This window comes from Kineococcus auxinigenes (assembly GCF_050871525.1).
In the GTDB taxonomy this organism is placed as follows: Bacteria; Actinomycetota; Actinomycetes; order Actinomycetales; family Kineococcaceae; genus Kineococcus.
The window spans coordinates 132,135-158,130 of sequence record NZ_JBKBCT010000001.1 but is presented as its reverse complement, the minus strand read 5'-3'; the positions used below and the strand labels follow the sequence as shown (position 1 = coordinate 158,130).

At 76.1% G+C, this 25,996-nt stretch carries 26 protein-coding genes; 8 read left to right on the top strand and 18 right to left on the bottom strand.

Annotated features, from left to right (window positions below; all coding sequences use genetic code 11):
- The first annotated feature begins 40 nt into the window (after positions 1-40).
- Together ACRYR9_RS00725 and ACRYR9_RS00720 are read left to right on the top strand one after the other, a co-directional pair.
- Positions 41-919, top strand: a complete 879-nt coding sequence (locus tag ACRYR9_RS00725) for an endonuclease/exonuclease/phosphatase family protein (RefSeq protein WP_432491710.1) — start codon at positions 41-43, stop codon at positions 917-919.
- 85 nt (positions 920-1,004) lie between these two features.
- On the top strand, positions 1,005-1,814 hold the full coding sequence (locus tag ACRYR9_RS00720; RefSeq protein ID WP_432491708.1) for a tryptophan-rich sensory protein: 810 nt from the start codon (positions 1,005-1,007) through the stop codon (positions 1,812-1,814).
- Positions 1,815-1,817: 3 nt separating this feature from the next.
- Here ACRYR9_RS00720 and ACRYR9_RS00715 read toward each other — a convergent pair whose 3' ends face one another.
- From ACRYR9_RS00715 to dxr, 5 genes are all read right to left on the bottom strand, one after another.
- Positions 1,818-3,578, bottom strand: coding sequence for a proline--tRNA ligase (locus ACRYR9_RS00715; protein ID WP_432491706.1), 1,761 nt, complete (start codon positions 3,576-3,578; stop codon positions 1,818-1,820).
- Positions 3,579-3,659: 81 nt separating this feature from the next.
- A complete protein-coding gene (locus tag ACRYR9_RS00710) occupies positions 3,660-4,553 on the bottom strand; it encodes a GNAT family N-acetyltransferase (RefSeq protein ID WP_432491704.1) in 894 nt (297 codons plus the stop codon).
- A gap of 80 nt (positions 4,554-4,633) precedes the next feature.
- Complete coding sequence (ispG, locus tag ACRYR9_RS00705) at positions 4,634-5,794, bottom strand: flavodoxin-dependent (E)-4-hydroxy-3-methylbut-2-enyl-diphosphate synthase (protein ID WP_432491702.1); 1,161 nt, start codon at positions 5,792-5,794, stop codon at positions 4,634-4,636.
- A 111-nt stretch (positions 5,795-5,905) separates the two neighbouring features.
- Complete coding sequence (locus tag ACRYR9_RS00700) at positions 5,906-7,237, bottom strand: M50 family metallopeptidase (RefSeq protein WP_432491700.1); 1,332 nt, start codon at positions 7,235-7,237, stop codon at positions 5,906-5,908.
- On the bottom strand, positions 7,234-8,493 hold the full coding sequence (dxr, locus tag ACRYR9_RS00695; protein WP_432491698.1) for a 1-deoxy-D-xylulose-5-phosphate reductoisomerase: 1,260 nt from the start codon (positions 8,491-8,493) through the stop codon (positions 7,234-7,236). The genes ACRYR9_RS00700 and dxr overlap by 4 nt, the downstream gene beginning before the upstream one ends.
- A gap of 121 nt (positions 8,494-8,614) precedes the next feature.
- On the opposite strand from dxr, the gene ACRYR9_RS00690 reads away from it, so the two are divergent.
- Together ACRYR9_RS00690 and ACRYR9_RS00685 are read left to right on the top strand one after the other, a co-directional pair.
- The gene (locus ACRYR9_RS00690) at positions 8,615-9,709 is read left to right on the top strand and encodes a trypsin-like serine peptidase (RefSeq protein WP_432491696.1); all 1,095 of its coding nucleotides are present in this window, start codon (positions 8,615-8,617) and stop codon (positions 9,707-9,709) included.
- Between the two features lie 10 nt (positions 9,710-9,719).
- Positions 9,720-10,121 carry a pyridoxamine 5'-phosphate oxidase family protein gene (locus ACRYR9_RS00685; protein WP_432491694.1) on the top strand — a complete coding sequence of 134 codons (402 nt, stop codon included), beginning with the start codon at positions 9,720-9,722 and terminating at the stop codon, positions 10,119-10,121.
- Between the two features lie 21 nt (positions 10,122-10,142).
- Here ACRYR9_RS00685 and ACRYR9_RS00680 read toward each other — a convergent pair whose 3' ends face one another.
- From ACRYR9_RS00680 to rpsB, 7 genes are all read right to left on the bottom strand, one after another.
- Positions 10,143-10,730 (bottom strand): DivIVA domain-containing protein, encoded by a 588-nt coding sequence (locus ACRYR9_RS00680; RefSeq protein ID WP_432491692.1) that lies wholly within the window; start codon positions 10,728-10,730, stop codon positions 10,143-10,145.
- A 28-nt stretch (positions 10,731-10,758) separates the two neighbouring features.
- The gene (rlmN, locus tag ACRYR9_RS00675; RefSeq protein WP_432491826.1) at positions 10,759-11,862 is read right to left on the bottom strand and encodes a dual-specificity RNA methyltransferase RlmN; all 1,104 of its coding nucleotides are present in this window, start codon (positions 11,860-11,862) and stop codon (positions 10,759-10,761) included.
- A 167-nt stretch (positions 11,863-12,029) separates the two neighbouring features.
- Positions 12,030-12,905 (bottom strand): phosphatidate cytidylyltransferase, encoded by an 876-nt coding sequence (locus tag ACRYR9_RS00670; protein ID WP_432491690.1) that lies wholly within the window; start codon positions 12,903-12,905, stop codon positions 12,030-12,032.
- Positions 12,902-13,459: a ribosome recycling factor gene (frr, locus tag ACRYR9_RS00665; protein ID WP_432491688.1), complete on the bottom strand. Its 558-nt coding sequence runs from the start codon at positions 13,457-13,459 to the stop codon at positions 12,902-12,904. Before frr ends, ACRYR9_RS00670 begins: the two co-directional genes overlap by 4 nt.
- Positions 13,460-13,538: 79 nt before the next feature.
- Positions 13,539-14,285 carry a UMP kinase gene (pyrH, locus tag ACRYR9_RS00660; RefSeq protein ID WP_432491824.1) on the bottom strand — a complete coding sequence of 249 codons (747 nt, stop codon included), beginning with the start codon at positions 14,283-14,285 and terminating at the stop codon, positions 13,539-13,541.
- A gap of 188 nt (positions 14,286-14,473) precedes the next feature.
- On the bottom strand, positions 14,474-15,301 hold the full coding sequence (tsf, locus tag ACRYR9_RS00655) for a translation elongation factor Ts (protein WP_432491686.1): 828 nt from the start codon (positions 15,299-15,301) through the stop codon (positions 14,474-14,476).
- Positions 15,302-15,397: 96 nt separating this feature from the next.
- A complete protein-coding gene (gene rpsB / locus ACRYR9_RS00650; RefSeq protein WP_432491684.1) occupies positions 15,398-16,333 on the bottom strand; it encodes a 30S ribosomal protein S2 in 936 nt (311 codons plus the stop codon).
- A 264-nt stretch (positions 16,334-16,597) separates the two neighbouring features.
- Between rpsB and ACRYR9_RS00645 the strand changes: the two genes are divergently transcribed.
- From ACRYR9_RS00645 to ACRYR9_RS00635, 3 genes are all read left to right on the top strand, one after another.
- Complete coding sequence (locus tag ACRYR9_RS00645; RefSeq protein ID WP_432491822.1) at positions 16,598-17,764, top strand: pyridoxal phosphate-dependent aminotransferase; 1,167 nt, start codon at positions 16,598-16,600, stop codon at positions 17,762-17,764.
- Positions 17,761-18,138: a TraR/DksA family transcriptional regulator gene (locus ACRYR9_RS00640; protein ID WP_432491682.1), complete on the top strand. Its 378-nt coding sequence runs from the start codon at positions 17,761-17,763 to the stop codon at positions 18,136-18,138. Before ACRYR9_RS00645 ends, ACRYR9_RS00640 begins: the two co-directional genes overlap by 4 nt.
- 105 nt (positions 18,139-18,243) lie before the next feature.
- Positions 18,244-18,807: a murein hydrolase activator EnvC family protein gene (locus tag ACRYR9_RS00635; protein WP_432491680.1), complete on the top strand. Its 564-nt coding sequence runs from the start codon at positions 18,244-18,246 to the stop codon at positions 18,805-18,807.
- 34 nt (positions 18,808-18,841) lie between these two features.
- Here the strand turns inward: ACRYR9_RS00635 and whiG are convergent, their stop codons facing one another.
- Both whiG and ACRYR9_RS00625 read right to left on the bottom strand, forming a co-directional pair.
- The gene (gene whiG, locus ACRYR9_RS00630) at positions 18,842-19,738 is read right to left on the bottom strand and encodes an RNA polymerase sigma factor WhiG (protein ID WP_432491820.1); all 897 of its coding nucleotides are present in this window, start codon (positions 19,736-19,738) and stop codon (positions 18,842-18,844) included.
- An 86-nt stretch (positions 19,739-19,824) separates the two neighbouring features.
- On the bottom strand, positions 19,825-20,781 hold the full coding sequence (locus tag ACRYR9_RS00625) for a tyrosine-type recombinase/integrase (protein WP_432491679.1): 957 nt from the start codon (positions 20,779-20,781) through the stop codon (positions 19,825-19,827).
- A 188-nt stretch (positions 20,782-20,969) separates the two neighbouring features.
- On the opposite strand from ACRYR9_RS00625, the gene ACRYR9_RS00620 reads away from it, so the two are divergent.
- Positions 20,970-21,317: a histone-like nucleoid-structuring protein Lsr2 gene (locus tag ACRYR9_RS00620; RefSeq protein WP_432491677.1), complete on the top strand. Its 348-nt coding sequence runs from the start codon at positions 20,970-20,972 to the stop codon at positions 21,315-21,317.
- Between the two features lie 76 nt (positions 21,318-21,393).
- Here ACRYR9_RS00620 and ACRYR9_RS00615 read toward each other — a convergent pair whose 3' ends face one another.
- From ACRYR9_RS00615 to ACRYR9_RS00600, 4 genes are all read right to left on the bottom strand, one after another.
- On the bottom strand, positions 21,394-22,563 hold the full coding sequence (locus ACRYR9_RS00615; RefSeq protein WP_432491818.1) for an RtcB family protein: 1,170 nt from the start codon (positions 22,561-22,563) through the stop codon (positions 21,394-21,396).
- A gap of 160 nt (positions 22,564-22,723) precedes the next feature.
- Positions 22,724-23,881, bottom strand: a complete 1,158-nt coding sequence (gene dprA / locus ACRYR9_RS00610) for a DNA-processing protein DprA (protein WP_432491816.1) — start codon at positions 23,879-23,881, stop codon at positions 22,724-22,726.
- A 131-nt stretch (positions 23,882-24,012) separates the two neighbouring features.
- Positions 24,013-25,572 carry a YifB family Mg chelatase-like AAA ATPase gene (locus ACRYR9_RS00605; RefSeq protein ID WP_432491675.1) on the bottom strand — a complete coding sequence of 520 codons (1,560 nt, stop codon included), beginning with the start codon at positions 25,570-25,572 and terminating at the stop codon, positions 24,013-24,015.
- Entirely contained in the window at positions 25,572-25,931 is a 360-nt protein-coding gene (locus ACRYR9_RS00600; protein ID WP_432491673.1) for a YraN family protein, read from the bottom strand. The genes ACRYR9_RS00605 and ACRYR9_RS00600 overlap by 1 nt, the downstream gene beginning before the upstream one ends.
- Positions 25,932-25,996 lie beyond the last annotated feature (65 nt).

The following is a 25,996-nucleotide window of genomic DNA, read 5'->3' as shown; positions in this document are numbered from 1 at the left end:
CGGCCGCCGCCGCCGGCGCGCTGGGAGACTGCAGGGTGAGATGAGCGCCCCCGAACCCGTGCCCGCCGGCCGCCCGCTGCGGATCATGACCTGGAACGTCTGGTGGCGCTTCGGCGACTGGCGCGCCCGCCGCGAGGCGATCCTCGCCGTCCTCGCCGAGCACCGCCCCGACGTCGTGGGCCTGCAGGAGGTGTGGGCCACCGGCGGTCCCGGCGGGGAGAACCTCGCGCACTGGCTCGCCGAGCGCCTGGGCATGCGGGCCGCGTGGTCCCCCTCGCCGCGACCCGCGCGCTGGCAGCGGCGGCTGTCCCCGCACGACCCGGGCGCGGGCGACGTGGACTTCGGCAACGCCGTGCTCAGCCGGTACCCGCTGCTGGAGCAGCGCGTCCTGCAGCTGCCCGCCGGCGGGCACGAGGACGAGGGGCGCACCGCCCTGCAGGTGCTCGTGGACACCCCCCGGCGGCCGCTGCCGTTCACCACCACGCACCTGAACTCCTCGCCCGCCGAGTCGGCGGTGCGGGTGGCGCAGGTGCGCCGGCTCGTGCCCTTCGTGGCCGCGAGCCGGCGCAAGGGCGAGCGCTACCCACCCGTGCTCACGGGGGACTTCAACGCGGTGGTCACCTCGGACGAGCTGCGCCTGGCCCTCGGGTACGAGACGGCGGGGCCCGTGGAGGGGTTCGTGCTCGTCGATGCCTGGCGCTTCGCCGACCCGGCCGACCCCGGCCTGACGTGGGACCGGCGCAACCCCTGGGTGGCGCGGGTGCACCAGCCCAGCGCCCGCATCGACCACGTGCTGGTGGGCCTGACCCCGTTCAGCGGGGAGGGGGCGGTGCGCTCGGCGCGCCTGGTGGCCACCGAGCCGGTGGACGGGGTGTGGGCCTCCGACCACGCCGCGGTGCTCGTCGACCTGGAGCCCTGAGACCGGCTCGCCAGCGGCCTCCGACAGGCCCTCCTCGGTGCTGCGCCGGGGTGCGGACCAGGTCGGTCCGCCGGACGATCGGTGCATGAGCACCGCCTCCGCCCTGCCCCGCTCCGCCGGTGGCACCCCCTCGCGCGACGGCCTGCGCCGCGGTGCCGTCGCCGTCGGAGCCCTGGTGGCCGTGATCGGCTCGGCCGTCGGTTCCGGCGCCTTCGGCGGCACCCCGATCGCCGAGGCGGCGGGCGGGGCCCTGTCGGCCGACGCGACGCTCGTGGCACCGGCCGGCCCGGCGTTCGCGATCTGGAGCGTGGTCTACACCGGCCTGGTGGCCCTGGCGGTGTGGCAGGCGCTGCCCGCGCACGCGCACGACGCGCGCCAGCGGGCGACCGGCTGGTGGGTCGCGGCCTCGCTGGTGCTCAACCTGGCCTGGATCGCGACCGTGCAGGCGGGGTGGGTCGGCGCCTCGGTCCTGGTGATCGCCGCACTGCTCGCGGTGCTCGTCGTCGCCTTCGGGCGCCTGGTCGCGATCCGCCCGAGCAGCCGCCTCGAAGCCGTGCTCGTGGACGGCACCGTGGGCCTGTACCTGGGGTGGGTGAGCATCGCGACGGTCGCGAACACCGCGGCCTGGCTGAAGCAGGCCGGGCTGACGGCCGGTGAGCCGGCGTGGGCGGTGGGGGTGCTCGCCGTCGCGGCCGCGGTGGGGGTGTTCACCGCGCTCCGCTCGCACGGCCGCCTGGCGTTCGGGGCGGCGCTGACGTGGGGCCTGGCGTGGGTGTGCGCCGGGCGGCTGTCCGGGACGGACTCCTCCACCGCGGCGGCCGTGGCCGCGGCAGCCGCCGCGGCGGTGGTCGCGGGGACCACCGCCGCGGTGCGGCTGCGCGCGCGGCGGCGGTGAGGGTCAGCCGCGCACGGCGGCGGTGACGGCCGGCACCGCCTCGGCGAGCTGCACCTGGCGGGCCTCGCCGCTGCGGCGGTCGCGCAGCTCCACGACCCCCTCGGCCAGGCCCTTGCCGACGACGAGGACCGTCGGCACGCCGATCAGCTCGGCGTCCTTGAACTTCACCCCGGGCGAGACCTTCGGGCGGTCGTCGAGCAGGACCTCCACGCCGTCGGCCTGCAGCTGCGAGGCGATGCGCTCGGCGGTGGTGAACACCTCCGGGTCCTTGCCGGTGGCGACGACGTGCACGTCGGCCGGTGCCAGCCCGCGCGGCCACACCAGGCCCTTGTCGTCGTGGTTGCCCTCGGCGATGGCGGCCAGGGCGCGGGTCACGCCGATGCCGTACGAGCCCATCGTCACCACGACCTGCTTGCCGTTCTCGTCGAGGACCTTCAGGTCCAGCGCCTGCGCGTAGCGGCGGCCCAGGGCGAAGATGTGGCCGATCTCGATGCCGCGGGCCAGCTCCAGCGGGCCGGAACCGTCCGGTGCCGGGTCGCCGGCGCGCACCTCGGCGGCCTCGACGACACCGTCGCCGGTGAAGTCGCGACCGGCGACCAGGTCGAACACGTGCTTGCCCGGCTCGTCCGCACCGGTGATCCAGCGAGTGCCCTCCACCACGCGCGGGTCCAGCAGGTAGCGGATGCCCGAGGCGGACCCCTCCCCCAGGACCCCGGGGCCGATGTAGCCCTTGACCAGCGCCGGGTTCGCCGCGAAGTCCTTCTCCTCGAAGGCCTCCAGCTCCGCCGGGGCCAGCGCCGCCTCCAGCCGCTTGAGGTCCACCTCGCGGTCGCCCGGCAGGCCCACCGCCAGCGGCTCGCGGGTGCCGTCGGGGTGGCGCAGCACGACCAGGACGTTCTTCAGGGTGTCCGCGGCCGTCCACGGCCGGTCGGGGCGCGGGTGGGCGGCGTTGGCGGACGCGACGAGCGTCTCGATCGTGGGGGTGTCGGGGGTGTCCTCCACGTGCGCGGCCGGGGCGTCGTCGAACGGCAGCGCGGGCGGCACGGGCGTGGTGACGGCCTCGACGTTCGCGGCGTACCCGCCCGCCGAGCGCACGAAGGTGTCCTCCCCGATGGGGGTGGGGTGCAGGAACTCCTCGCTGCGCGAGCCGCCCATGGCGCCCGACACGGCCGAGACGATGACGAACTCCAGACCCAGGCGGGTGAAGACGCGGACGTAGGCCTCGCGGTGCTTCTCGTAGGAGACCTCCAGACCGGCCTCGTCGACGTCGAAGCTGTAGGAGTCCTTCATCACGAACTCGCGCCCGCGCAGGACCCCGGCCCGCGGGCGGGCCTCGTCGCGGTACTTCGTCTGGATCTGGTAGATCGACAGCGGCAGGTCCTTGTACGAGGAGTACAGGTCCTTGACCAGGAGGGTGAACATCTCCTCGTGGGTCGGCGCCAGCAGGTAGTCGGCGCCCTTGCGGTCCTTCAGGCGGAACATGCCCTCGCCGTACTCGGTCCACCGGTTCGTCGCCTCGTACGGCTCGCGCGGCAGCAGCGCCGGGAAGTGGACCTCCTGGAACCCGGCGGCGTCCATCTCCTCGCGCACCACGGCCTCGACCCTGCGCAGCACCTTCAGCCCCAGCGGCAGCCAGGTGTAGATGCCGGGGGCGGCGCGACGGATGTACCCGGCCCGCACCAGCAGCTTGTGGCTGGCGACCTCGGCCTCGACCGGGTCCTCCCGCAGGGTCCGCAGGAACAGCGTCGACATCCGCATCAGCACGCCCGGCAGCCTATCCGCGCCCGGGGACGCGCCCGGCCGGGGCGGGGCGCGGGAACAGCAGGACGCCGGGAGGAGAGGGCGTCAGAACAGCACGGTCGCGAAGGTGCCGACCTCGCGGAAGCCGACGCGGCGGTACGCCGCCAGCGCCTTCGCGTTGTAGTCGTTGACGTACAGCGAGACGACGTCCACGCCGCCGGCGCGGGCGGCCTGCACGACCGCCGCCATGCCGGGGGCCGCCAGGCCCTCGCCGCGCCGGTGCGGGGGCACCCACACGCCCTGCACCTGCACCACCCTGGGCGCCACGGCGCCCAGCTCGGCCTTGAAGACCACCTCGGGACCGGTCGGGCCGGGATCCACCCGCACGAAGGAGCGGCCGGTGGAGACCAGCTCGGCCACGCGGGCGCGGTACGCGCCACCGCCGTCGGGCGGGGCGGGGGCGTAGCCGATCTCCTCGGTGAACATGGCCACGCAGGCGGGCACCACGAGGTCCAGCTCGCGCAGGGTGGCCCGGCGCACCGCCGGGTCGGCGGGCACGGCCGGCTCGCCGTCGCAGACCATCAAGGGCTGGCGGGCGCGCACCTCGCGCACGCCGCGCCAGTGCGGCTCCAGGCGCTGCCACAGCGCCAGGACGGCCTCGGCGGGGCCGACCAGCGAGGAGCAGCGACGGCCCTGCGCGCGGGCCTGCGCGGCGAAGGCGTCCAGCGCGGCCGGGGTGGCCTCCACCGGCACCAGGTTGGCGCCGGCCCAGCAGGCCGACACCAGCCGGCCGTCCTCGAACCAGCCCCACACCTGGCCACCGAGGTCGGTGCCCGGACGGGCCAGCAGGCCCAGGACCCGCGCGGACACGAAGAGGTTGGCGACGGGGTCGCGGTCGCACAGCCGCAGCAGGGCCGGTGCGTCGGCGCCGGTGAGGACGCGCAGGGCGCCGGGCCCGGCGGACCCGCGGGACGTGGCCGTGGACGCGGTCGGGTGCACCCCGGCATCCTGTCGCGCGGGGGGCGAGGCGTCCACGCGACCCCCGCCGCGACCTCGACCGCGGCGCACGGGGCTCCCCGTCAGCCGACCGTGACCGTCGGGCTGCCGGCGGCGGACTCGTCGCCCGGCTCGCCCATCTCGGCGGCCAGCCGGTTCGCCTCCTCGATGAGGGTCTCGACGATCGCGTGCTCGGGAACGGTCTTGATGACCTCGCCCTTGACGAAGATCTGCCCCTTGCCGTTGCCGCTGGCCACGCCCAGGTCGGCCTCGCGGGCCTCGCCGGGGCCGTTGACGACGCAGCCCATGACCGCCACCCGCAGCGGCACGCTCATGCCCTCCAGCCCTTCGGTGACGGCGTCGGCGAGGGAGTAGACGTCCACCTGGGCGCGGCCGCAGGAGGGGCAGGAGACGATCTCCAGCTTGCGCGGGCGCAGGTTCAGCGACTGCAGGATCTGGATGCCGACCTTGACCTCCTCGGCGGGCGGCGCGGACAGCGAGACGCGGATCGTGTCGCCGATGCCCTTGCTCAGCAGCGCACCGAAGGCGGTGGCGGACTTGATGGTGCCCTGGAAGGCGGGACCGGCCTCGGTGACGCCCAGGTGCAGGGGCCAGTCGCCGCGCTCGGAGAGCAGCTCGTAGGCGCGGACCATGACGACGGGGTCGTTGTGCTTGACCGAGATCTTGAAGTCGTGGAAGTCGTGCTCCTCGAACAGCGAGGCCTCCCACACCGCGGACTCCACCAGCGCCTCGGGCGTGGCCTTGCCGTGCTTGGCCATCAGGCGCGGGTCCAGGGAGCCGGCGTTGACGCCGATGCGGATCGAGACGCCCGCGTCCTTGGCCGCCTGCGCGATCTGCTTGACCTGGTCGTCGAACCTGCGGATGTTGCCCGGGTTGACGCGCACCGCCGCGCAGCCCGCCTCGATGGCCGCGAAGACGTACTTGGGCTGGAAGTGGATGTCCGCGATCACGGGGATCTGCGACTTCTTCGCGATGATCGGCAGCGCCTCGGCGTCGTCGGCGCTGGGGCAGGCCACCCGCACGATGTCGCAGCCGGTCGCGGTCAGCTCGGCGATCTGCTGCAGCGTGGCGTTGATGTTCGTCGTCGGCGTCGTCGTCATCGACTGCACCGAGATCGGGGCGTCACCGCCGACGTCGACCGTGCCCACCTTGATCTTGCGCGTCTTGCGGCGCGGGGCCAGGACGGGCGGCGGCAGGGCGGGCAGGCCGAGGCTCACGGTCACCCGCCCAGTATCGACCCGCGCGGGCGCGGCGACGACCACGGGCGCGGGCCTGCACCGCGCCGCCACCGGGTGTTCACCCGGGGCGTGCGCGGGGACGGACGCCCGGGACCCTCAGCCCAGGGTGACCGGGCGCACGATGTCGGCGTACAGCAGCAGCGCGCTCATCCCGATGAGGACCAGCGAGACCCCGTAGGCGACCGGCATGGCCTTGGCCACGTCCACCGGACCGGGGTCGGGGCGCCGGCGCAGCCGGAACAGCGCCTTCTTCACGACCTCCCACAGCGCGCCGGCGATGTGCCCGCCGTCGAACGGCAGCAGCGGGATCATGTTGAAGACGAACAGGGCGACGTTGAGCCCGGCCAGCAGCGACACCAGGCGCGAGGTGCGCTCGGCCAGCTCGTCACCGGCGATGACCGCCGGCTGCGCGTTCAGCTCCCCGGCGAGCCGGCCGATCCCGACCACGCCGATCGGCCCGTTCGGGTCGCGGGCCTCGCTGCCGAAGGCGGCCTGCGCCACGTCCACGAGCCGCTGCGGCAGGCGCAGCACGATCCCGGCCACGTCCGCCACCTGCTCGGCCACCACGCCGGGCACCTCGGCCAGGGGGGTGCGCACCACGGCGATGCTCGGCGAGACGCCGAGGAAGCCGACCTCCTCGACGCGGTCGGTGACCTCGCCGGTGTCCTCGTCGACCACGGCCCGCTGCGTGAGCACCGGGGTGGCGGTCAGCTCCACGCGCCGCCCGTCGCGCTCGACGACGACGTCGACGGTGCGCCCGCCCGAGGCGCGGATGGCGTCGGAGAGCTGCTGCCAGCCGGTGACCGCCTCCCCGGCGAAGGAGACGACGACGTCCCCCGGCTGCAGGCCCGCTTCGGCCCCGGGGGCGGGCGGGTCGTCCGGGCCGCACTCGGTGGCGGTGGTGCCGGCGGGCAGCACGCACTGCGACACGCTGGAGACCGTGGGCACCAGGCCCGGTGCGCCGATCGCGCTGGCGGCCACCGCGGTGAGCAGCAGGGCCAGCAGCAGGTTGACGAACGGGCCGCCGAACATGATCGCGATGCGCTTCGCGACAGGCAGCCGGTAGAAGGTCCGGTGCTCCTCGCCCGGGCCGACCTCCACGAAGCTGGCGGCGCGCGCCTCCTCGGCCATCAGCGCCCAGCGGCCGGTCGAGCTGGCCCGCACCCGGCCCGGCTCGTCGCCCGGCTGCGGCGGGAACATCCCGATCATGCGGATGTAGCCACCCAGCGGGATCGCCTTCACCCCGTACTCGGTCTCCCCCCGGCGGCGCGAGAACAGGGTGGGCCCGAAGCCGACCATGTACTGGGTGACCTTCACGCCGAAGCGCTTGGCCGGCAGCAGGTGCCCCACCTCGTGCAGGGCGATGGACACCGCCACGCCGACGGCCGCCACGAGGATGCCCACGACCCACAGCAGCACCTCGCTCACGAGCGCGCCCCCGTCAGCTCGCGGGCGCGGGCGCGGGCCCAGTCCTCGGCGGCCAGCACGTCGGCCACGTCGCGCGGGTCGCCGCCCGGGGAGTGCTCGACGACGACGCGGGCGACGGTGTCGACGATGCCGGGGAACGGCAGGCGCCCGGCGTGGAAGGCGGCCACGCACTCCTCGTTGGCGGCGTTGAGGACCGCCGGCACGGTCGCGCCGCGCCGCCCCGCTTCCCGCGCCAGGTCCACCGCCGGGAACGCCTCGGCGTCCAGCGGCTCGAACGTCCAGCTCGCCGCGCGCGTGAAGTCCACCGCCGCCGCCGCGCCCGGCACCCGGTGCGGCCAGCCCAGCCCCAGCGCGATCGGCAGGCGCATGTCCGGCGGCGAGCACTGCGCCAGGGTCGAGCCGTCGGTGAACTTCACCATGGAGTGCACCACCGACTGAGGGTGGACCACGACGTCGATGCGCTCGTAGCCGATCCCGAACAGCAGCGAGGCCTCGATGACCTCCAGGCCCTTGTTGACCAGGGTGGCGGAGTTCGTGGTGACCACCGGCCCCATGGACCAGGTGGGGTGCGCCAGCGCCTGCGCCGGGGTCACGCCCGCGAGCTCGGCGCGGCTGCGGCCGCGGAACGGCCCACCGCTGGCGGTCAGCACGAGCCGGGCGACCTCCCCCGCCGCGCCGCCGCGCAGGCACTGCGCCAGCGCGGAGTGCTCGGAGTCGACGGGGACGAGCTGCCCGGGGGCCGCCGCCCGGGTGACCAGCGGCCCGCCGGCGACCAGCGACTCCTTGTTCGCCAGCGCCACGGTGCGCCCCGCCGCGAGCGCCGCCAGCGTCGGGCGCAGCCCCACCGAGCCCGTCATGCCGTTGAGGACCACGTCGCACGGTTCGGCGGCCGCCTCGGCCGCGGCGTCCGGCCCGGCCAGCACGCGCGGGGACCAGCCGCCGCGCCCGGCGGCCCGGGCGTGCGCGGCCAGCGCCGCGCGCAGCGGCTCCTCCGCCTCCGGGCGGGCCACGGCGACCACGCGGACCTCGTGCTCCACGGCCTGCCGGGCCAGGGCGTCCACGTCCGCGCCGCCCGCCGCGAGCGCCACGACGCGGAAGCGACCGGCCGCGGCGGCGGCGACGTCCAGGGCCTGGGTGCCGATCGAGCCGGTGCTGCCCAGCAGGACCACCTCGCGCACCGGCCCATCGGTCGTGCCGGAGGGGTCCGGCGCCCCGGGGCGGGCGGCGGGTGCGGGGCGCAGCAGGTCGGTGCTCACCGGGACATTCTGACCGCGCCCGGCACGCGCCGCCCGGACCGGTACCTCCGCGGTGGCCCCGGCCGGCCCCGTCATCGGCGAGGATGGCCCGAGCGCACCGCTCCACGGGAGGACACCCCACATGCCCGCGACCCACCGCCGCCGCACCGCCGGCCTCACCGCAGCCGCTCTCGCGGCCCTCGCGACCGCGTCCGCGGTCCCGGCCGGCGCCGCCCCGGCGACGGGCACGACCGCCGCCGGGGGCACGGCGCACCTGCTGTCCCGGGTCGGCGCGGCCGCGCAGGAATCGGCCCTGGAGTACTGGACGCCGGAGCGGATGGCGCAGGCGCAGCCCGCCTCGCCCGGGCAGGTGGTCCCGGAGGCCACCGGCTCCCCCGTCGAGGCGGTGGCCGCCGAGCCCACCGCCGAGCCCACCGGGGAGCAGGCCGCTCGCAGCCTCGCCGCGCAGGCCGGTGCGCCCGCGGTGTCCCGCCGCCAGCGCAGCGCAGCCGCCGTCGTCACCGGGGGCGCCGTGGCCGTCGCCTCGCCCTGGACCGGGGACGCGGCCGTCACGGCCAGGATCGGCCGGCTGTACTTCACGCAGGGCGGGCTGCCCTACGAGTGCTCGGCCAGCAGCGTGCGCGCGGGCGGCACGAGCGTCCTGGTGACGGCCGGGCACTGCCTCAGCGAGGGCGGGCGCACCTCCGAGGACGTCGTCTTCGTCCCCGGCATGGCGGGCACGGTCGAGCCGTACGGGCGGTGGGCGGCGACGGGGACGTTCGCCACGCGGCAGTGGCTGGAGGAGGACCAGGACTCCCCCGCCGCCCTCAACCACGACGTGGGCTTCGTGGTGCTCGGCCGCCAGGACGGGGTGGCGCTGGCCGAGCGGACCGGCGCGCTGGACATCGCCTTCGACGCGCCCCTGGACCGGGTCACCGTGTTCGGCTACCCCGCCGCCAGCGGCAGGAGCGACGGGTACACGCTGCAGCACTGCACCGGCTGGCGCTTCCCCGACACCGGCGGCACCACCGACCACGGCACCCTGTGCGACATGGGCGGCGGGTCCAGCGGCGGGCCGTGGCTGTCCGGCTTCGACCCCGCCGCCGGCACCGGCACCGTCACCTCGGTCGTGAGCTTCAGCTACCGCTCCGCCCCCGAGCGCCTCTACGGTCCGCGGCTGGGCGCCGCGGAGCGCGAGGTGTACGAGCGCGCCGCCGCCGCGGCTGCGGCCGTCTGAGGACCGGCCCGTGGCCCTCGACCCCCGCGACCTGCCGCCCGCTGCGCTGGAGTTCCTGACCGAGCGGCACCTGGCGACCCTGACGACCCTGCGCACCGACGGCTCGCCCCACGTGGTGCCCGTGGGCTTCACCTTCGAGGCCGCCACCACCACGGTGCGGGTCATCACCTCGGGCACCTCCCGCAAGGCCGCGCACGTGCGGCGCGGCACGCGCGCCGTGGTGGCCCAGGTGGACGGCCGGCGCTGGCTGGCGCTGGAGGGTCCCGCCCGACTGCTCACCGACCCCGGTGAGGTCACGGACGCCGAGCAGCGCTACGCGCAGCGGTACCGCACGCCCCGGCCCAACCCGCGGCGCGTGGTCGTCGCGATCGCCGTGGACCGGGTGCTCGGATCGGTGCCGCCCTGGGACTGAGGTCCCCGCCGCCGCGGTCCGTCAGGGCTCGTGGGAGACCACGAGCTCCACGACGCGGTCCAGGAAGGCGTCCACCGGCGCCTCCCGGTAGGCGCGCCGGCCCCGGCGGGGCCGGAACAGCGCTGCGCGCACGTCCTCGGCGTCCAGGCGCGCACCGCCGGCGAACCGCTCGGCCAGCAGGGCGCACAGGGCGTCCACGTCGGAGGGGCGGTACCCGCGGCGCAGGCCCCGGGCCCGGGGGAAGCGCTCCCCGTCCGGCTCGTCGAGCCGGCCCAGCACGGCCGCGCTCAGCGCGGCGTGCCGCTCGGCCCACTGCCGCTGCGCCCCGCCCCCCAGCGCCCGCACGCGCTCCAGGCGGGCGAGGCGGTCCTCGAGCTGCGTCAGCACCGCGTCGGTGGCCTCGACGTCGTACCCGCCGAGCTGGGAGCCGAAGCCGACCGCCCGCACCTGCGCGGCGCTGAGCCGCCGCGCGGGCACGGCCCGCTCCGCGTGCTCGAAGAAGGCGTCGACGTCGGTGACGCGGTAACCGCGGTGCAGGCGCCCCGTGCGGTGGGGGCGACGCCCCAGCAGCTGCTCGGCGACGCCCCGCTCACCCAGCTCCTGCGTCACCGGCGCGCCCCGGCGGCGTGCGCGCCGCTCACGCGCGCGGCTGTTCCGGGGCCACGGCGGCCAGCTGGCCGCAGGCGCCGTCGATGTCGCTGCCGCGGGTGTCGCGCACGGTGGTGGGGATGCCGCGCGCCTCCAGGGCCGCGACGAACGCCCGCTCCACCGCCGGGTCGCTGGCGGTCCACTTCGAGCCCGGGGTCGGGTTCAGCGGGATCGGGTTCACGTGCACCCAGCCGCGCCCGCGCGCGTTGAGCAGTTTGCCGAGGAGGTCGGCGCGCCACGCCTGGTCGTTGACGTCGCGGATGAGGGCGTACTCGATGCTGACGCGCCGTCCGGTGGCCTCGAAGTAGCGACGGGCCGAGTCCAGGGCCTCACCGACCTTCCAGCGCCGGTTGACCGGCACCAGCTCGTCGCGCAGCTCGTCGTCGGGCGCGTGCAGGCTCAGCGCCAGGGTCGCGGCGATGCCCTCCGCGGCGAACTTGTCGATGGCCGGGACCAGGCCGACCGTCGACATGGTGAGGCCGCGCGCGGAGATGCCCAGCCCGTCGGGGGTGGGGGCGGTCAAGCGGCGCACGGCCGCGACGGCGGAGCGGTAGTTCGCCAGCGCCTCCCCCATGCCCATGAACACCACGTTCGAGACGCGGCCCGGACCACCGGCGACCTCGTCGCGCGCCAGCGAGCGGGCGGCGGCGAGCACCTGCTCGACGATCTCCGCGGTGGACAGGTTGCGGGTCAGGCCCGCCTGACCGGTGGCGCAGAACGGGCAGTTCATGCCGCAACCGGCCTGGCTGGAGATGCACAGCGTGTCGCGGTTCTTGTAGCGCATGAGCACGGACTCGACCAGGGCGCCGTCGTGCAGGCGCCACAGCGTCTTCACCGTCCGGCCCCGGTCGGCCGTCAGGGACCGCACGGGCGTCAGCAGCGTGGGCAGCAGGGCCCCGGCGATGCGCTCTCGGCTCGCGGCGGGCAGGTCGGTCATGCGGGCCGGGTCGTCCTGCAGGCGCTCGAACCACTGGGTGGCCAGCTGCCGGGCGCGGAACGGCTTCTCTCCCAGCTCGGCCAGCGCGTCGGCGCGCTCGGCGGGCTCGAGGTCGCTGAAGTGGCGCGGGGGCTTGCCCCGGCGGGGGGCGGACATGACCAGCGCACCGGGACCGGCGGGCGCCAGCGGGAGCGGGCGGCGCTCCGCGTCCCGGGCGAAGTCCTGGCTGAAGTCCTGGGGGGCGTCCGCCGCGGCGGCGGGGGCGGGGGGAGTCGGCATGGTCCTCCCATGGTAAAGGCCCCGGGCCCCGGCCCCCGTGCGCGTCAGGGGCCGAGCAGGGCCATCAGCAGCAGGTGCACCACGGGCGCCGTCGGCAGCAGGGAGTCCAGCCGGTCCATCACGCCGCCGTGACCCGGCAGGAGGTCCCCCATGTCCTTGATGCCCAGGTCCCGCTTGAGCATGGACTCCGACAGGTCGCCCAGGACGGCGACGGCCACGGTGACCAGTCCGAGCAGCAGCCCGCCCCACCACGGTCCGCCGAGCATCAGCGGCAGGCACACCGCCCCCAGGACCGCCCCCGTCAGCAGCGACCCGGCGGTGCCCTCCCAGGACTTCTTCGGGCTGACCGAGGGGGCCATGGGGTGCTTGCCGAGGAAGACGCCGGCCGCGTACCCGCCGATGTCGCTGGCCACGGCCAGCAGCACGAACAGCAGCACGCGCCAGGGGCCGTCGGAGGCGGCGAGCATCAGCATCGCGAACGAGCCCAGCAGCGGGCCGTAGGAGACGACGAAGACGCCGCCGGCGACGTCGCGCACCGGCGGCACGCGGACCGGGGTGCCGTGGTCGCCGCCGGTGTCCAGGACCCGCCACACCAGCACGGCGAAGACGGTCAGGGCGTAGGCGACCAGGAGGGTCTCGCTGCCGCCGAGGTAGGCGCCGGGCAGCATCGCCAGCGTGCCCACCACCGCCGGCAGCGCCGGCACCCGCAGGTGGTGGGCGCGGAAGGCCCGCACCACCTCCACCGTCCCGTACAGGACGGCGGCGCAGGCCAGCACGACGAACGCCTCGGGGCGCACGAACAGGCTGAGCAGCAGCACCGCGCCGAGCGCCAGCCCCACGCCGACGGCGGCGGGCAGGTTGCGCCCGGCGCGGGGCTTGCGCGCGGTACCGGTGGCCGCGTCGGGTGCGGGCGCGTTCACACCGCCAGGAGTTCCGCTTCCTTGTTCTTCAGCAGGTCGTCGACGGCCTCGACGTACTTCCTCGTCGTGGCCTCGAGGTCCTTCTCCGCGCGGGTGACCTCGTCCTCGCCGGCCTCGCCGTCCTTGACGATGCGGTCCAGCTCCTCCTTGGCGCGGCGGCGCACGTTGCGCAGCGAGACGCGGGCGTCCTCGGCCTTGGTCCGGGCGAGCTTGATGTAGTCCTTGCGGCGCTCCTCGGTCAGCTGCGGCAGCACCACGCGGATGACGTTGCCGTCGTTGCCGGGGTTGACCCCGAGGTCGGAGTTGCGCAGCGCCTTCTCGATCTCGGCCATGGCACCGCGGTCGAACGGCGTGATGAGCACCGAGCGGGCCTCGGGGATCTGGAAGGAGGCCAGCTGCTGCAGCGGGGTGGGGGCGCCGTAGTAGTCCACGAAGATCTTGTGGAACATGGCGGCGTTGGCGCGACCGGTGCGGATGGCGCCGAAGTCCTCCTTGGCGACGTCGATCGCCTTGCTCATCTTCTCCTCGGCCTCGAGGAGGGTGTCGTCGATCACGGTGGTCCCTTCGTCCTGCTCCGACGCGTGACGGCGCCCGCGGTGAGCGGCGGACCCGGTCCCCCGGGCCCGGCGCGGCTCAGCCCGCGGTCACCTGCGTGCCGATCCTCTCACCCCGCAGCGCGCGCGCCACGCCCTGGCCCTCCATGCCGAAGACGATCATGGGCAGGCCGTTGTCCATGCAGAGGCTGAAGGCCGTGGTGTCGACCACTCGCAGGCCCTGCTGCAGCGCCTGCGAGTAGGTGATCTCGTCGATCTTGGTGGCGGACGGGTCCTTGCGCGGGTCACCGGTGTAGACGCCGTCCACGCCGTTCTTGGCCATGAGGACCGCGTCCGCACGGACCTCCAGGGCGCGCTGGGCGGCCACGGTGTCGGTGGAGAAGTACGGCATCCCCGCACCGGCGCCGAAGATGACCACGCGGTTCTTCTCCATGTGGCGGATCGCGCGGCGCGGGATGTACGGCTCGGCGACCTGGCCCATGGTGATGGCGGTCTGCACGCGGGTGTCCACCCCGGCCTGCTCCAGGAAGTCCTGCAGCGCCAGCGCGTTCATCACGGTGCCGAGCATGCCCATGTAGTCGGCGCGGCTGCGCTCCATGCCGCGCTGGGACAGCTCCGCGCCGCGGAAGAAGTTGCCGCCGCCGACGACGATGGCGACCTGCACGCCCAGCTTGACCCCGGCGGCGATCTCCCGGGCGACCTGGGCGATGACGTCGGGGTCCACGCCGACGGAGCCGTTGCCGAAGAACTCCCCCGACAGCTTCAGCAGGACCCGGCGGTACGCGGGCGCCGGCCCGACCGTGCCGGCCTCCAGGTCGACGGTCAGGCTCGGCTCGGTGGTGTCCGGCACGCGGGGTCTCCTCACTGCGGGGGTCGGCTCTCGGGAAGTGTGCCGCACGGGCGCGCACGGGGCGGCGCGCGCGGGCGGTGCGCTGGTCCGGACGGGTGCGGGCGCCCCGGACGCGCGAACGGGGCGGGCGGACCGGAGGTCCACCCGCCCCGCGGTGGGACGTCTCAGGCGCCGGCGCGGAAGCGCGCGAAGGCGGTGACGTGCACCCCTGCCCCGGCCAGCAGCTTGGTGACGGTCGTCTTGGGGTCCTTGGCGAACGGCTGCTCCAGCAGGACGTTGTCCTTGAAGAAGCTGTTCACCCGGCCCTCGACGATCTTCGTCATGGCGGCCTCGGGCTTGTTCTCCTCGCGGGCGGTCTCCTCGGCGATGCGGCGCTCGCTCTCGACCGTCTCGGCGGGGACGTCCTCACGGGTGAGGTAGGTCGGGCTCATCGCGGCGGCGTGCATGGCCACGTCCTTGCCGACCTCGTCGTTCACCGCGTCGAGGGCGACGAGCACGCCGATGGTCGGCGGCAGGTCGGTCGCGGTGCGGTGCAGGTACGACGAGACGTGCGTGCCCTCCACGCGGGCCACGCGCGGCAGGAGGATCTTCTCGCCCATGGTGGCGTTGGCCTCGTCGAGCAGCTGCTGGACGGTGCGGCCGTCCAGCTCGGAGGCCAGCAGCGACTCGGCGTCGGTCGCGCCGACGGCCACGGCCTGGTCGAGGATCTGCCGGGACAGCGCGACGAAGCCCTCGCTCTTGGCGACGAAGTCGGTCTCGCAGTTGAGCTGCACCATCACACCGAGACCACCGTCGGTGTGCACGGCCACCAGGCCGTTGGAGGCGTCGCGGTCCGCGCGCTTGGCCACGCCCTTCTGACCCTTGATGCGCAGCAGCTCGACGGCCTTCTCGACGTCTCCGCCGGACTCCACGAGCGCGTTCTTGCAGTCCAGCATGCCGGCGCCGGTCTTCTCGCGCAGGGCCTTGACATCAGCGGCGGTGTACGCAGCCATCGGTCCTTCTCCTCCTGGGGTGTCGGGACGATCTCGAGGTGGGTGGGGCCGGACGCACGGACGCCCCGGGCCGCTGCCGGCCCGGGGCGTTCGCGGTCAGGCCTGGGTGCTGGCGCCGACGGTCTGCGAGGGGGCCTCGGCCTCGGTGGGCTCGTCGCCCGACAGGGCCACGGCCTCGGCGTCCTGACCGGTGGCGGCGGCCGCGGCGGCGGCCTCCGGGCGCTCCGAGCCCTCGGCGGTGGCGATGCTCTCGGAACCGCCGGACTGGATGCCCTCGCTGCCGGCGAGCAGGTCCTGCTCCCAAGCGGCCAGCGGCTCGGCCTCGGTGGCCGCGCCCCCGCCGTGGCGGACCTGCAGGCCCTCGGCGACGGCGTCGGCGATGACGCGGGTCAGCAGCGTGACGGAGCGGATCGCGTCGTCGTTGCCGGGGATGCGGTAGTCCACGTCGTCCGGGTCGCAATTGGAGTCCAGGATCGCGACGACCGGGATGTTGAGCTTCTTGGCCTCGTCGACGGCCAGGTGCTCCTTGTTGGTGTCGACGATCCACACCGCGGAGGGGACCTTGGACATGTCCCGGATGCCGCCGAGGGTCTTGTCCAGCTTCTCCTTCTCGCGGCGCAGGACCAGGAGCTCCTTCTTCGTCAGGCCCGAGCCGGCCACGTCGTCGAAGTCGACCTCCTCGAGCTCGCGCAGGCGCGCGATCCGCTTGGAGACGGTGGAGAAGTTGGTCAGCATGCCGCCGAGCCAGCGCTGGTTCACGAACGGCATGCCCACGCGGCGGGCCTGCTCGGCGATGGGCTCCTGCGCCTGCTTCTTCGTGCCGATGAACAGGATCGAGCCGCCGTGCGCGACGGTCTCCTTGACGAACTCGTAGGCGCGGTCGATGAAGGACAGCGACTGCTGCAGGTCGATGATGTAGATGCCGTTGCGCTCCGTGAACAGGAAGCGCTTCATCTTCGGGTTCCAGCGGCGCGTCTGGTGCCCGAAGTGCACACCGGACTCGAGCAGCTGGCGCATCGTCACGACGGCCATGGGTGGTCCTCCTCGTGCCGGCCCCCGCCCGGGGGCCGATCGGTTTCCCGCGGCGGACCGGGCGGTCCGTCGCGCCTGGTCCCCGGCAGCGCACCCCGACCGCCGGCGTGCGGCGGACCGAGAGGGGTGGCTCCCTGCGACGCGCAGGACGCGGGGACGCGATGTCACGGCGACCGCGATCGGCTGGGCCGGGCGCGCACGTCGTGCCCCCGTAGTCTACGGGTCGTGAGCACCAGCCTCGACCGCGGCGGTGTCGTGCGGCGCATGCGGCGCTTCGGCCCGACGATCTTCGCCGAGATGTCGGCGCTCGCGCTGCGCACCGGGGCGGTGAACCTGGGTCAGGGCTTCCCCGACACCGACGGGCCCGCGTCGCTGCTGGCCGACGCGGCCGCGGCGATCCGCGCCGGCCGCAACCAGTACCCGCCCGGGCAGGGGGACCCCGAGCTGCTGCGGGCCGTGGCCGAGCACCAGCACCGCTTCCACGGGCTCGCCCTGGACCCCGCCACGCAGGTGCTGGTGACGGCCGGTGCCACCGAGGGCGTCGCCGCCGCCGTGCTGGCGCTGGCCGAACCGGGCGACGAGGTCGTGGTGCTGGAGCCGACCTACGACTCCTACGCCGCCGTGATCGCCCTGGCCGGGGCGGTGCAGCGCCCGGTGGCCCTGCTGCCCGCCGCCGACGGTTCCGGGCGCTTCGCGCTGGACCGCGAGGGGCTGCGCGCGGCCTTCTCCCCCCGCACGCGCCTGGTGCTGCTGAACACCCCGCACAACCCCACCGGCACGGTGCTGACGCGCGAGGAGCTGGCGGCGGTGGCGGAGCTGGCCGTCGAGCACGACGCCCTGGTGGTCACCGACGAGGTGTACGAGCACCTCGTCTTCACCGGTGCGCAGCACGTCCCGATCTCGAGCCTGCCGGGGATGGCCGAGCGCACCCTGGCCGTCTCCTCGGCCGGCAAGACGTTCTCCGTGACCGGCTGGAAGGTCGGCTGGGTCACCGGCCCGGCGCACCTGGTGGCCGCGGTGCGCACCGTCAAGCAGTTCCTCACCTACGTCAACGCCGCACCGTTCCAGCCCGCCGTGGCGCGCGCCCTGGCGCTGGGCGACGACTTCTACCGCGACCTGGCCGGTGACCTGCAGCGACGTCGCGACCTGCTGCGCGAGGGCCTGCTGGCCGCCGGGTTCACCGCGGGCGTGCCGGAGGGCACCTACTTCGTCGTGGCCGACCCGCGCCCGCTGGGCTTCGAGGACGGCACCGCCTTCTGCCGCGCGCTGCCGGAGCTGGCGGGTGTCGTGGGGGTCCCGGTGGCCGCGTTCTGCGCGCCGGACGGTCCCGCTGCGCAGCCCGCGCGAGCGCTGGTGCGCTTCACGTTCTGCAAGTCCGACGCGGTGCTGCTGGAGGCGTGCGAGCGGCTGCAGGCGCTGCGGCCGAGGTGAGCGCGACGCACGGCGAGGTGCGCGCGGCGCTGGAGGCGGAGCGCGCCGCGGCCCGCGAGCGCGCCGCCGCCCTGGAGCGCGAGCTCGCCAGCGCCCTCGAGGTCGCCGCCGAGGGCGCTGCCGACGACGAGCACGACCCCGAGGGGTCGACCACGGCGTTCGAGCGGGCGCAGGTCGCCGCCGTGCTCGGGCAGGTGCGCGAGCGGCTGGCGCTGCTGTCGGACGCCCTGCGCCGCCTCGACGAACCGGGCTTCGGGCGGTGCGAGCGCTGCGGGCTGCCGATCGCGGCCGGGCGCCTGGCCGCCCGGCCTTGGGCGACGACGTGCATCGCCTGCGCCGCGGCGGGCTCGCCGCACCGGCCGGGACGTCGCTGAGGAGCCGGTGTCCCGCGGTCTCCCCAGGGACCTGCGGGACCGGTCCGTCCACAGCGCGCCCCCCGCGCCCGCCACCGGCGGGCACCCCGGCGCCACCCTGCGCGGGTGCCCTCCTCTGCCGCGCCCCTGGCGGCCCTGTCGACCGGTCTGCTCGCCGCGGCCCTCGTCGCCGTCCCCGCCGTCCCCGCCGTGCCCGCGGTGCCCGCCACCCCCGTGGCCAGGGCCGTCGCGCCGGCGGAGCCCGCGTCCGGCGCGGGGTGGTCCTGGCCCCTGCACCCGCGACCGGCGGTGCTGCGCGGCTACGACGACGTCTCGCGGTACGCGCCCGGTCACCGCGGGCTGGACCTGACCGCGAGCGCCGGCCAGCCCGTGCTGGCGCCGCAGGACGGCGTCGTGGTGTTCGCCGGCCCGGTGGCGGGCCGGGGCGTGGTGGTGCTGGAGCACGCCGGCGGGCTGCGCACCAGCTACGAACCCGTCCTGGCCGGTGCGCCGGTCGGCACCCGCCTGAGCGCCGGCGAGGCGTTCGCCGCCCTCGGCGCGGGTGCGCACTGCGCGGACCGGCCCTGCCTGCACCTGGGGCTGCGCCGCGGGGAGGACTACCTGGACCCCCTGACGTCCCTGGCGCCGGTCGGCCCACCGGTGCTGCTGCCGCTGGGACGGGCCGGGTGAGCCGCCCTCGCGCTCACCCGCCGGCCCCGCCGCCTCAGTCGGTGTCGCTGAGCTTGCCGCGCAGCTGCAGCACGGCCTTGGTGTGCATCTGGCAGATGCGCGACTCGGTCACCCCGAGCACGCGGCCGATCTCCGCGAGGGTCAGGCCCTCGTAGTAGTAGAGGGTGACGACGATCTTCTCCCGCTCGGGCAGCTGGTTGACGGCCCGCGCCAGCAGGAACTTCGTCTCCTCGCCCTCGAAGGCCGCGACGGGGTCCTCGGCCCGGGTGTCCTGCAGGGTGTCGACGAGGGAGAGCTTGTCGCCCTTCTCCCCCGACACGCTCAGCAGCTCGTCGAGGGCTACCACGTTGACGTAGGACACCTGGCTGAAGATGTGGTGCAGGTCGGACAGCGGGATGCCCATCCGCTCGGCGACCTCGGCCTCGGTGGGGGTGCGGTGCAGCTCCCCCTCCAGGGTGGCGTAGGTGCGCTCCACCTCGCGGGCCTTGCTGCGCACCGAGCGCGGGATCCAGTCGATGGCGCGCAGCTCGTCGATGATCGCGCCGCGGATGCGGGAGATCGCGTACGTCTCGAACTTGATGGCGCGCTCGATGTCGAACTTCTCGATGGCGTCGATGAGGCCGAAGATCCCGTAGGAGACCAGGTCCGCCTGCTCGATGTTGGGCGGCAGCCCGACGCCCACCCGGCCCGCGACGTACTTGACCAGCGGCGAGTAGTGCATGATCAGCTTCTCGCGCACGAGCCCGTCGCCGCCGGCCTTGAACTCCACCCACATGGCCCGCAGCCGCGCCTCGGCCTCCTCCTGCTCGGGAGTGGCCGGGCCCTTGCCCTTGCGACCGCCGAAGCGGGCGTTGGCCTGGGGCTGACCCGCGGGACGGACCTCCTCGGGAGCCTGCTGGGGGTCGACCGCGACACCTCCGTCGGTGACCACCTGCACTCCGCCGTCGCTCTCCGGTCGCGCGGCCGTGGCGCTCTCGCGCCCCGATGGTGCGTCCACCGTGTCCTCCCCCCGGTGCGTCAGGCCCGTGGGTGGGCCTGACGGTGCGATCTCCGCAACCGCTCGACGGAGACGTGCGTGTAGATCTGCGTCGTCGTCAGCGTAGCGTGACCGAGCAACTCCTGAACGCTACGAAGGTCGGCGCCGCCGTCCAGCATGTGCGTGGCCGCCGCGTGCCGCAGCCCGTGCGGGGACGTGGTGGGCACCCCGGGCGCCCGGGAGGCCAGTCGCGCGACGGCCTCGCGCAGCTGCCGCTGGTCGGCGCGGGCGCCGCGCCGGCCCAGCAGCAGGGCCCGCCCGGAGCGCTCCCCCGCCAGGCGGGGACGGCCGTGCGCGAGCCAGCGCTCCAGCGCGTCCTGGGCGGGCAGCCCGTAGGGCACCACGCGCTCGCGCGAGCCCTTGCCCAGCACCCGCACGGTCCGCTGCCCGCCGTCGACGTCGTCGAGGTCCAGCCCCACGACCTCCGCCACGCGGCAACCGGTGGCGTACAGCAGCTCCACGGCAGCGGCGTCGCGCAGCGCCAGCGGGTCCGGCCCGTCGGCGCCCGCCGTCCGCGACGGCGCCGCGGCACCGTCCTGAGCGGCGCGCAGCAGCTCCTCCACCTGCCCGGCGCTCAGCACGTGCGGCAGCGGCGAGGCCCGGCGCGGGGCCTGCAGCCGCAGGCCCGGGTCCGCACCGGCCCGCCCGGTGCGGGCGGCCCAGGCGGTGAAGGTGCGCGCCGCGGCGGCCCGCCGGGCCAGGGTGGAGCGGGCGTGGTCGGCGGCCGCCCCGGCGAGCCAGGCGCGCAGGTCCGCCAGCGACAGCAGGTCCAGGTCCAGGCGCCCGTCGGCGTCGGCGGGCACGGTGGTGGTCAGCAGGTCCCGCACGTCCGAGCAGTAGGCGCGCACCGTGTGCGCCGAGCGGTTGCGCTCGGCGCGCAGGTGGGTCGCGAAGTCGTCCAGCAGGTCCTGCAGCCGCTGCCCGCGCACGTCGTCCACCGCCGCACCGTCCCCCGCCCGGCGCGCAGGGGCAAGCGCGGCGCGCCGCCACCGCCGCGCGGGGGGGCGGGCGGGGAGCCGCGTGCCAGGATTGCCGGCGTCCGGACCGGGAGCGCGCGGCTGCGCACCGGAGCGGGCCCGGCGCGCTGCCGCGCGCCGGAGCGGACGGCACCAGGAGGAGCGAAGCAGTGGCGCAGCGGACGACGGTGGTCCTGACCGACGACGTGGACGGCGGCGAGGCGAGCGAGACCGTCCGCTTCGGGCTGGAGGGCACCCACTACGAGATCGACCTGAACGCCGAGAACGCGCAGCGGCTGCGGCGGGCGCTGAGCCTGTACGTCGAGCACGGCCGGCGCGTCGGCGGCCGGCGCAGCGCCCCTGCCGCGGGGTCCTCCTCGCCGCGCTCGGGCGAGGGGACCGACGCGGTGGACGGCGCGGCGGTGCGGGCCTGGGCCAAGGAGAACGGCATCGAGGTCAGCGACCGGGGCCGCATCAAGGCCGAGGTCGTCGAGCGCTACAAGCAGGCCGTGGCCTGAGGCCCGCCCGGGGGCGGTGCGTGCTCCGCACCGCCCCCCGACGCTCGACCGCCCGGCGTTCGACCGCGGTCGACGTTCAATCGCCCTTGACGTTGACGACCTGGCGCAGCACGTGGCGGACCTCCACGAGGTCCGCGGCGTCGGCCATCACCCGGTCGATGTCCTTGTAGGCCGCCGGGATCTCGTCGAGGAACGCGTCGGTGTCGCGGTACTCGATGCCCCGCATGGCCTCGCGCAGCTGCTCGCGGGTGAAGCGCTTGCGCGCCGCGGTGCGGCTGAACTCGCGCCCGGCCCCGTGCGGCGAGGAGTTCAGCGACTCGCGGTTCCCCCGGCCCACGACCACGTAGCTGGCCGTGCCCATCGATCCGGGGACGAGCCCGGCCCGGCCCGCCGAGGCGTCGATGGCACCCTTGCGCGAGAGCCACACCGTGCGCCCGTAGTGCTCCTCGCGGGCGGTGTAGTTGTGGTGGCAGTTGATCCGCTCCTGCTCGCGCACGGGCTCGCCGAGGAACTCCCCCAGCCGGGCGGTGACCCGGTCCATCATCTCCTCGCGGTTGAGCAGGGCGAAGTGCTGTGCCCAGTACAGGTCCGCGAGGTAGGCGTCGAACTCCTCGGTGCCCTCCACCAGGGACGCGAGGTCGGGGTCGGGAAGGTCCAGCGCCTCGCGGCGGGCGCGCTCGCGCGCGACGGCGATGTGGTGCACGGCCAGCTTGTTGCCCGGGCCGCGCGAGCCGGAGTGCAGGAACGCCCACACCGCGCCGTCCTCGTCCAGGGACACCTCGATGAAGTGGTTGCCCGACCCCAGGGAGCCCAGCGCCAGGCGCCAGCGGGGCACCAGGGACTCGCGGAACGCCGCGCGCTCGGGCTCGAGGCGCTCCAGCTCCGCCACGCGCGGCGCGGCCGTCTCGCTGACGACGCGGTTGGCCGCACCGGCCGACAGCGGCACGCTGCGCTCGACGGCCACCCGCAGCACCGACAGGTCCCGCCGGAGCAGGTCGGTGGCGGTGAACTGCGTGCGCACCGCGATCATGCCGCAGCCGATGTCGACGCCCACGGCCGCGGGGATGATCGCCCCGTCGGTGGGGATCACCGAGCCGACCGTCGCCCCCTTGCCGAGGTGGGCGTCGGGCATGAGCGCGACGTGCGGGTGGATGAACGGCAGCGTCGACGTGGCCAGCGCCTGCCGGCGGGTCTGCTCGTCCAGGATCGACGCCCAGTTCAGCAGCTTCTCGCCCAGCTTCTCCACGTCCTGCCCCTCTCCTGTTCCGGTGACCTGCACCGGTTGCGCCGCAACGCCTCTCGCAGCGGGCACGAGGGTCGACGGTAGGCGACAGGACCCGCCGGCCCCACCGGTTTTCCCTCCCCGTCTTCGTACCCGCGCCCGGCTCCGCGCGCGAGCCGGGCGCTCAGCGGCCCGGCGGCGGCGCGCCCAGCCGCCACCCGCTCCCCTCGCGCACGGCGGTGCCGGCCAGCTCCAGGCGCCCCAGCACCGCGTGCACGGTGGCGACCTCCAGGCCCGCGGCCTTCGCGAGGCGCTCGGTGCCCGCCGCGCCGCGACGCGGCAGCGACTCGGCGACGCGCAGCTCCTCGGGGTCCAGCCCGTCGAAGGGGCGGGCCGGCACGGCGGGCTGCGCGGGCACCGGGGCCGATCCGACCGGGGCGAGCAGCTCGGCGGCCTCGTCCGCGGTGGTGACGCACACGGCGCCGCGCTCGCGCAGCAGCCGGTGGCAACCCGCCGACGCGGCGGAGGTCACCGGCCCGGGCACCGCACCGACGGGCCGCAGCAGCCGCTCGGCCCGCTCGGCGGTGGACAGCGCCCCGGAGCGCCAGGCGGCCTCCACGACGACCGTGCCGGCGGTGGCGGCGGCGATCAGGCGGTTGCGCTCCAGGAAGCGCCAGCGGGTGGGCGAGGACCCGCACGGCACCTCGCTGACCAGGGCGCCCCGCCTGGCCAGGCGCCCGAGCAGGGCGGCGTTCCCGGCCGGGTAGACGCGGTCCACCCCGCCGGCGAGCACGGCGACGCTCGTGCCGCCGACGGCCAGGGCAGCGCGGTGCGCGGCCGCGTCGATGCCGAAGGCGCCGCCGCTGACGACGCCGAAGCCGCGGTCGGCCAGTCCCGCCGCGATCTCGGAGGTGACGTGCTCGCCGTACGGGGTGCAGGCCCGCGAGCCCACGACCGCGGCGGCCCGGCCCACGGCCTCGGCCAGGTGGGCGGGCCCGCGCACCCACAGCGCGATCGGCGCCGCCAGGGGCCGCTCGGGCCCGCCGTGGCGGGCCAGGTCGTCCACACCGGTGGGCCACTCGTCGTCCCCGGGGACCACCAGCCGGCCTCCGACGGCCCGGGCGTGGGCCAGGTCCGCGGCGGGGTCGGCGTCCTCCAGCCGGCTCTGCCAGCGCCGCGGGCCCCGGCCGGTGACGACGGCCTCCAGGGCCAGCGCGGCGCCGACCTCGGCGACCAGGGCGGCGGCGGCCGCGTCGCCCGGCTCGGCCAGCCGGCTCCAGGCCGCACGGGCGAGCCGCTCGTCCTCCAGGGCGGGGCGCAGCGCGGGCGGCACCCGGCGCACGAGCGGGGAACGGGTCGACGCTGCACCGGAGGGGGCACCGGGGGCGGTGCCGGGGGCGGTGCCGGGGGCGGTGCCGGGGGCGGTGCCGGGGGCGGTGCCGGGGGCGGTGCCGGGGGCGGTGCCGGGGGCGCTCACGCGCCCGCTCCGGCCAGGGGGCCGCCCACGCCGCGCAGCGCCAGCGCGCGGCCGACGTCGTCGCGGTCGGGGGCGGGCGCACCGCGCAGGTCGGCCACCGTCCACGCCACCCGCAGCACGCGGTCCACCCCGCGCAGCGTCAGCGCCCCGCGCTCCAGGGCGCGGTCCAGGTCGGCGGTCGCCGCGGGCGGCAGGCGCAGCGGACCGCGCAGGAGCGGGCCGCGCAGCTCGCCGTTGCACCGGGCGGCGTGCGGGCGCAGGCGCTGCTCGGCGAGCGCACGGGCGGTGCGCACGCGGGCGGCGACGACGGCGGTGCTCTCCCCCGCGCTCGGCTCGGCCACCTCGGCGCGGGTGACCGCGCGCACGTCGACCCGCACGTCGACGCGGTCCAGCAGCGGCCCGGACAGCTTCGCCGCGTAGCGCCGCCGCGCGTGGGGGGTGCAGGTGCAGTCCAGGGCCCTGCCGACGGCGCGCCCGCACGGGCAGGGGTTGGCGGCCAGGACCAGCTGGAAGCGCGCCGGGTAGCGGGCCGCACCGCGGGCGCGGTGCAGGACCAGCTCGCCGTGCTCCAGCGGCTGGCGCAGCGCCTCCAGGACGCGGCTCTCGAACTCCGGGGCCTCGTCGAGGAAGAGGACGCCGCGGTGGGCGCGCGAGACGGCGCCGGGCCGCGGCACCCCGCTGCCGCCGCCGACGACGGAGGCCACCGAGGCGGTGTGGTGGGGGTCCTCGTAGGGGGGACGGGTGATCAGCGCGGGGGCGCCGGTGCGGGCGCGCAGCGCCCCGGCGATCGAGTGCACCGCCGTGACCTCCAGCGCCGCCTGCTCGTCCAGGTCGGGCAGCAGGCCGGGCAGGCGGGCCGCCAGCATCGTCTTGCCCGCCCCGGGCGGGCCGCTCATCAGCAGGTGGTGGGCACCGGCGGCGGCGACCTCCAGGGCGAAGCGGGCCTCGGCCTGCCCGACGACGTCGGCCAGGTCCGGGACGGGCCGCGGGGCGAGCGGGGCGGGCACCGGCGCGGTGGGCGGGTCCGGCAGCTCGTCGAGGGTCTCGCCGCGGTAGTCGGCGACCAGCTCGGCCAGCCAGCGCACCCCGCGCACCCGCACCCCCGGCACGAGCGCGGCCTCGTCGGCGGTGGCGGCGGGCACCACGACGGTGCGGACCCCCGCGCGGGCGGCGGCCAGCACCGCCGGCAGCACGCCGTCCACGGCGCGCACGCTGCCGTCCAGGCCCAGCTCGCCGAGGTGCACGGCACCGACCGACACCTCGGGGGGCAGCACGCCGGCGGCGGTGAGCGCGGCCACGGCCACGGCGAGGTCGAACGACGAACCGGACTTCGGCAGCGTGGCCGGGGACAGGTTCACCGTGATCCGCTGCTGCGGCAGGGCGAAGCCGGAGTTGGCCGTCGCCGCCCGCACCCGGTCCTTCGCCTCGTGCAGGGAGGCGTCGGGCAGCCCGACGAGGACGAACGCCGGCAGCCCGCCGGAGATGTCGGCCTCCACCTCGACCAGGTGCCCCTGCAGGCCGACCAGTCCGACGGCCAGGGAGCGGGCCAGCGCCATCAGGACACCCCGCGCAGGTGCTGCACGAGCGGGGCTCCCCGCGCGGGCAGCGTCACCGCCACCACGTCGAGGCGCACGCCCGTCGGGCGCAGCCCGGGGTGGGCGCTGAGCCACTGCCCCACCAGCCGCCGCAGCCGGGCCACCTTCGCCGGTGTCACCGCCTCCACGGCGCTGCCCGCACGGGTGCTGCGGCGGGTCTTGACCTCGCACACCACCAGGCAGTCGCCGTCGCGGGCGACGATGTCGATCTCCCCGCCCGGGCAGCGCCAGTTGGTCTCCAGGACCGTCATCCCGGCCTCGGTGAGCCTGCGGGCGGCCAGCCTCTCGCCGTACCGCCCGACCCCGTCCTTCGCGCGCACGCGCACCACCTCCGCTGCGCACCCTCACCCGCGGCGGCGCCGGCGCCGGTGCCGTCCACAGGCGC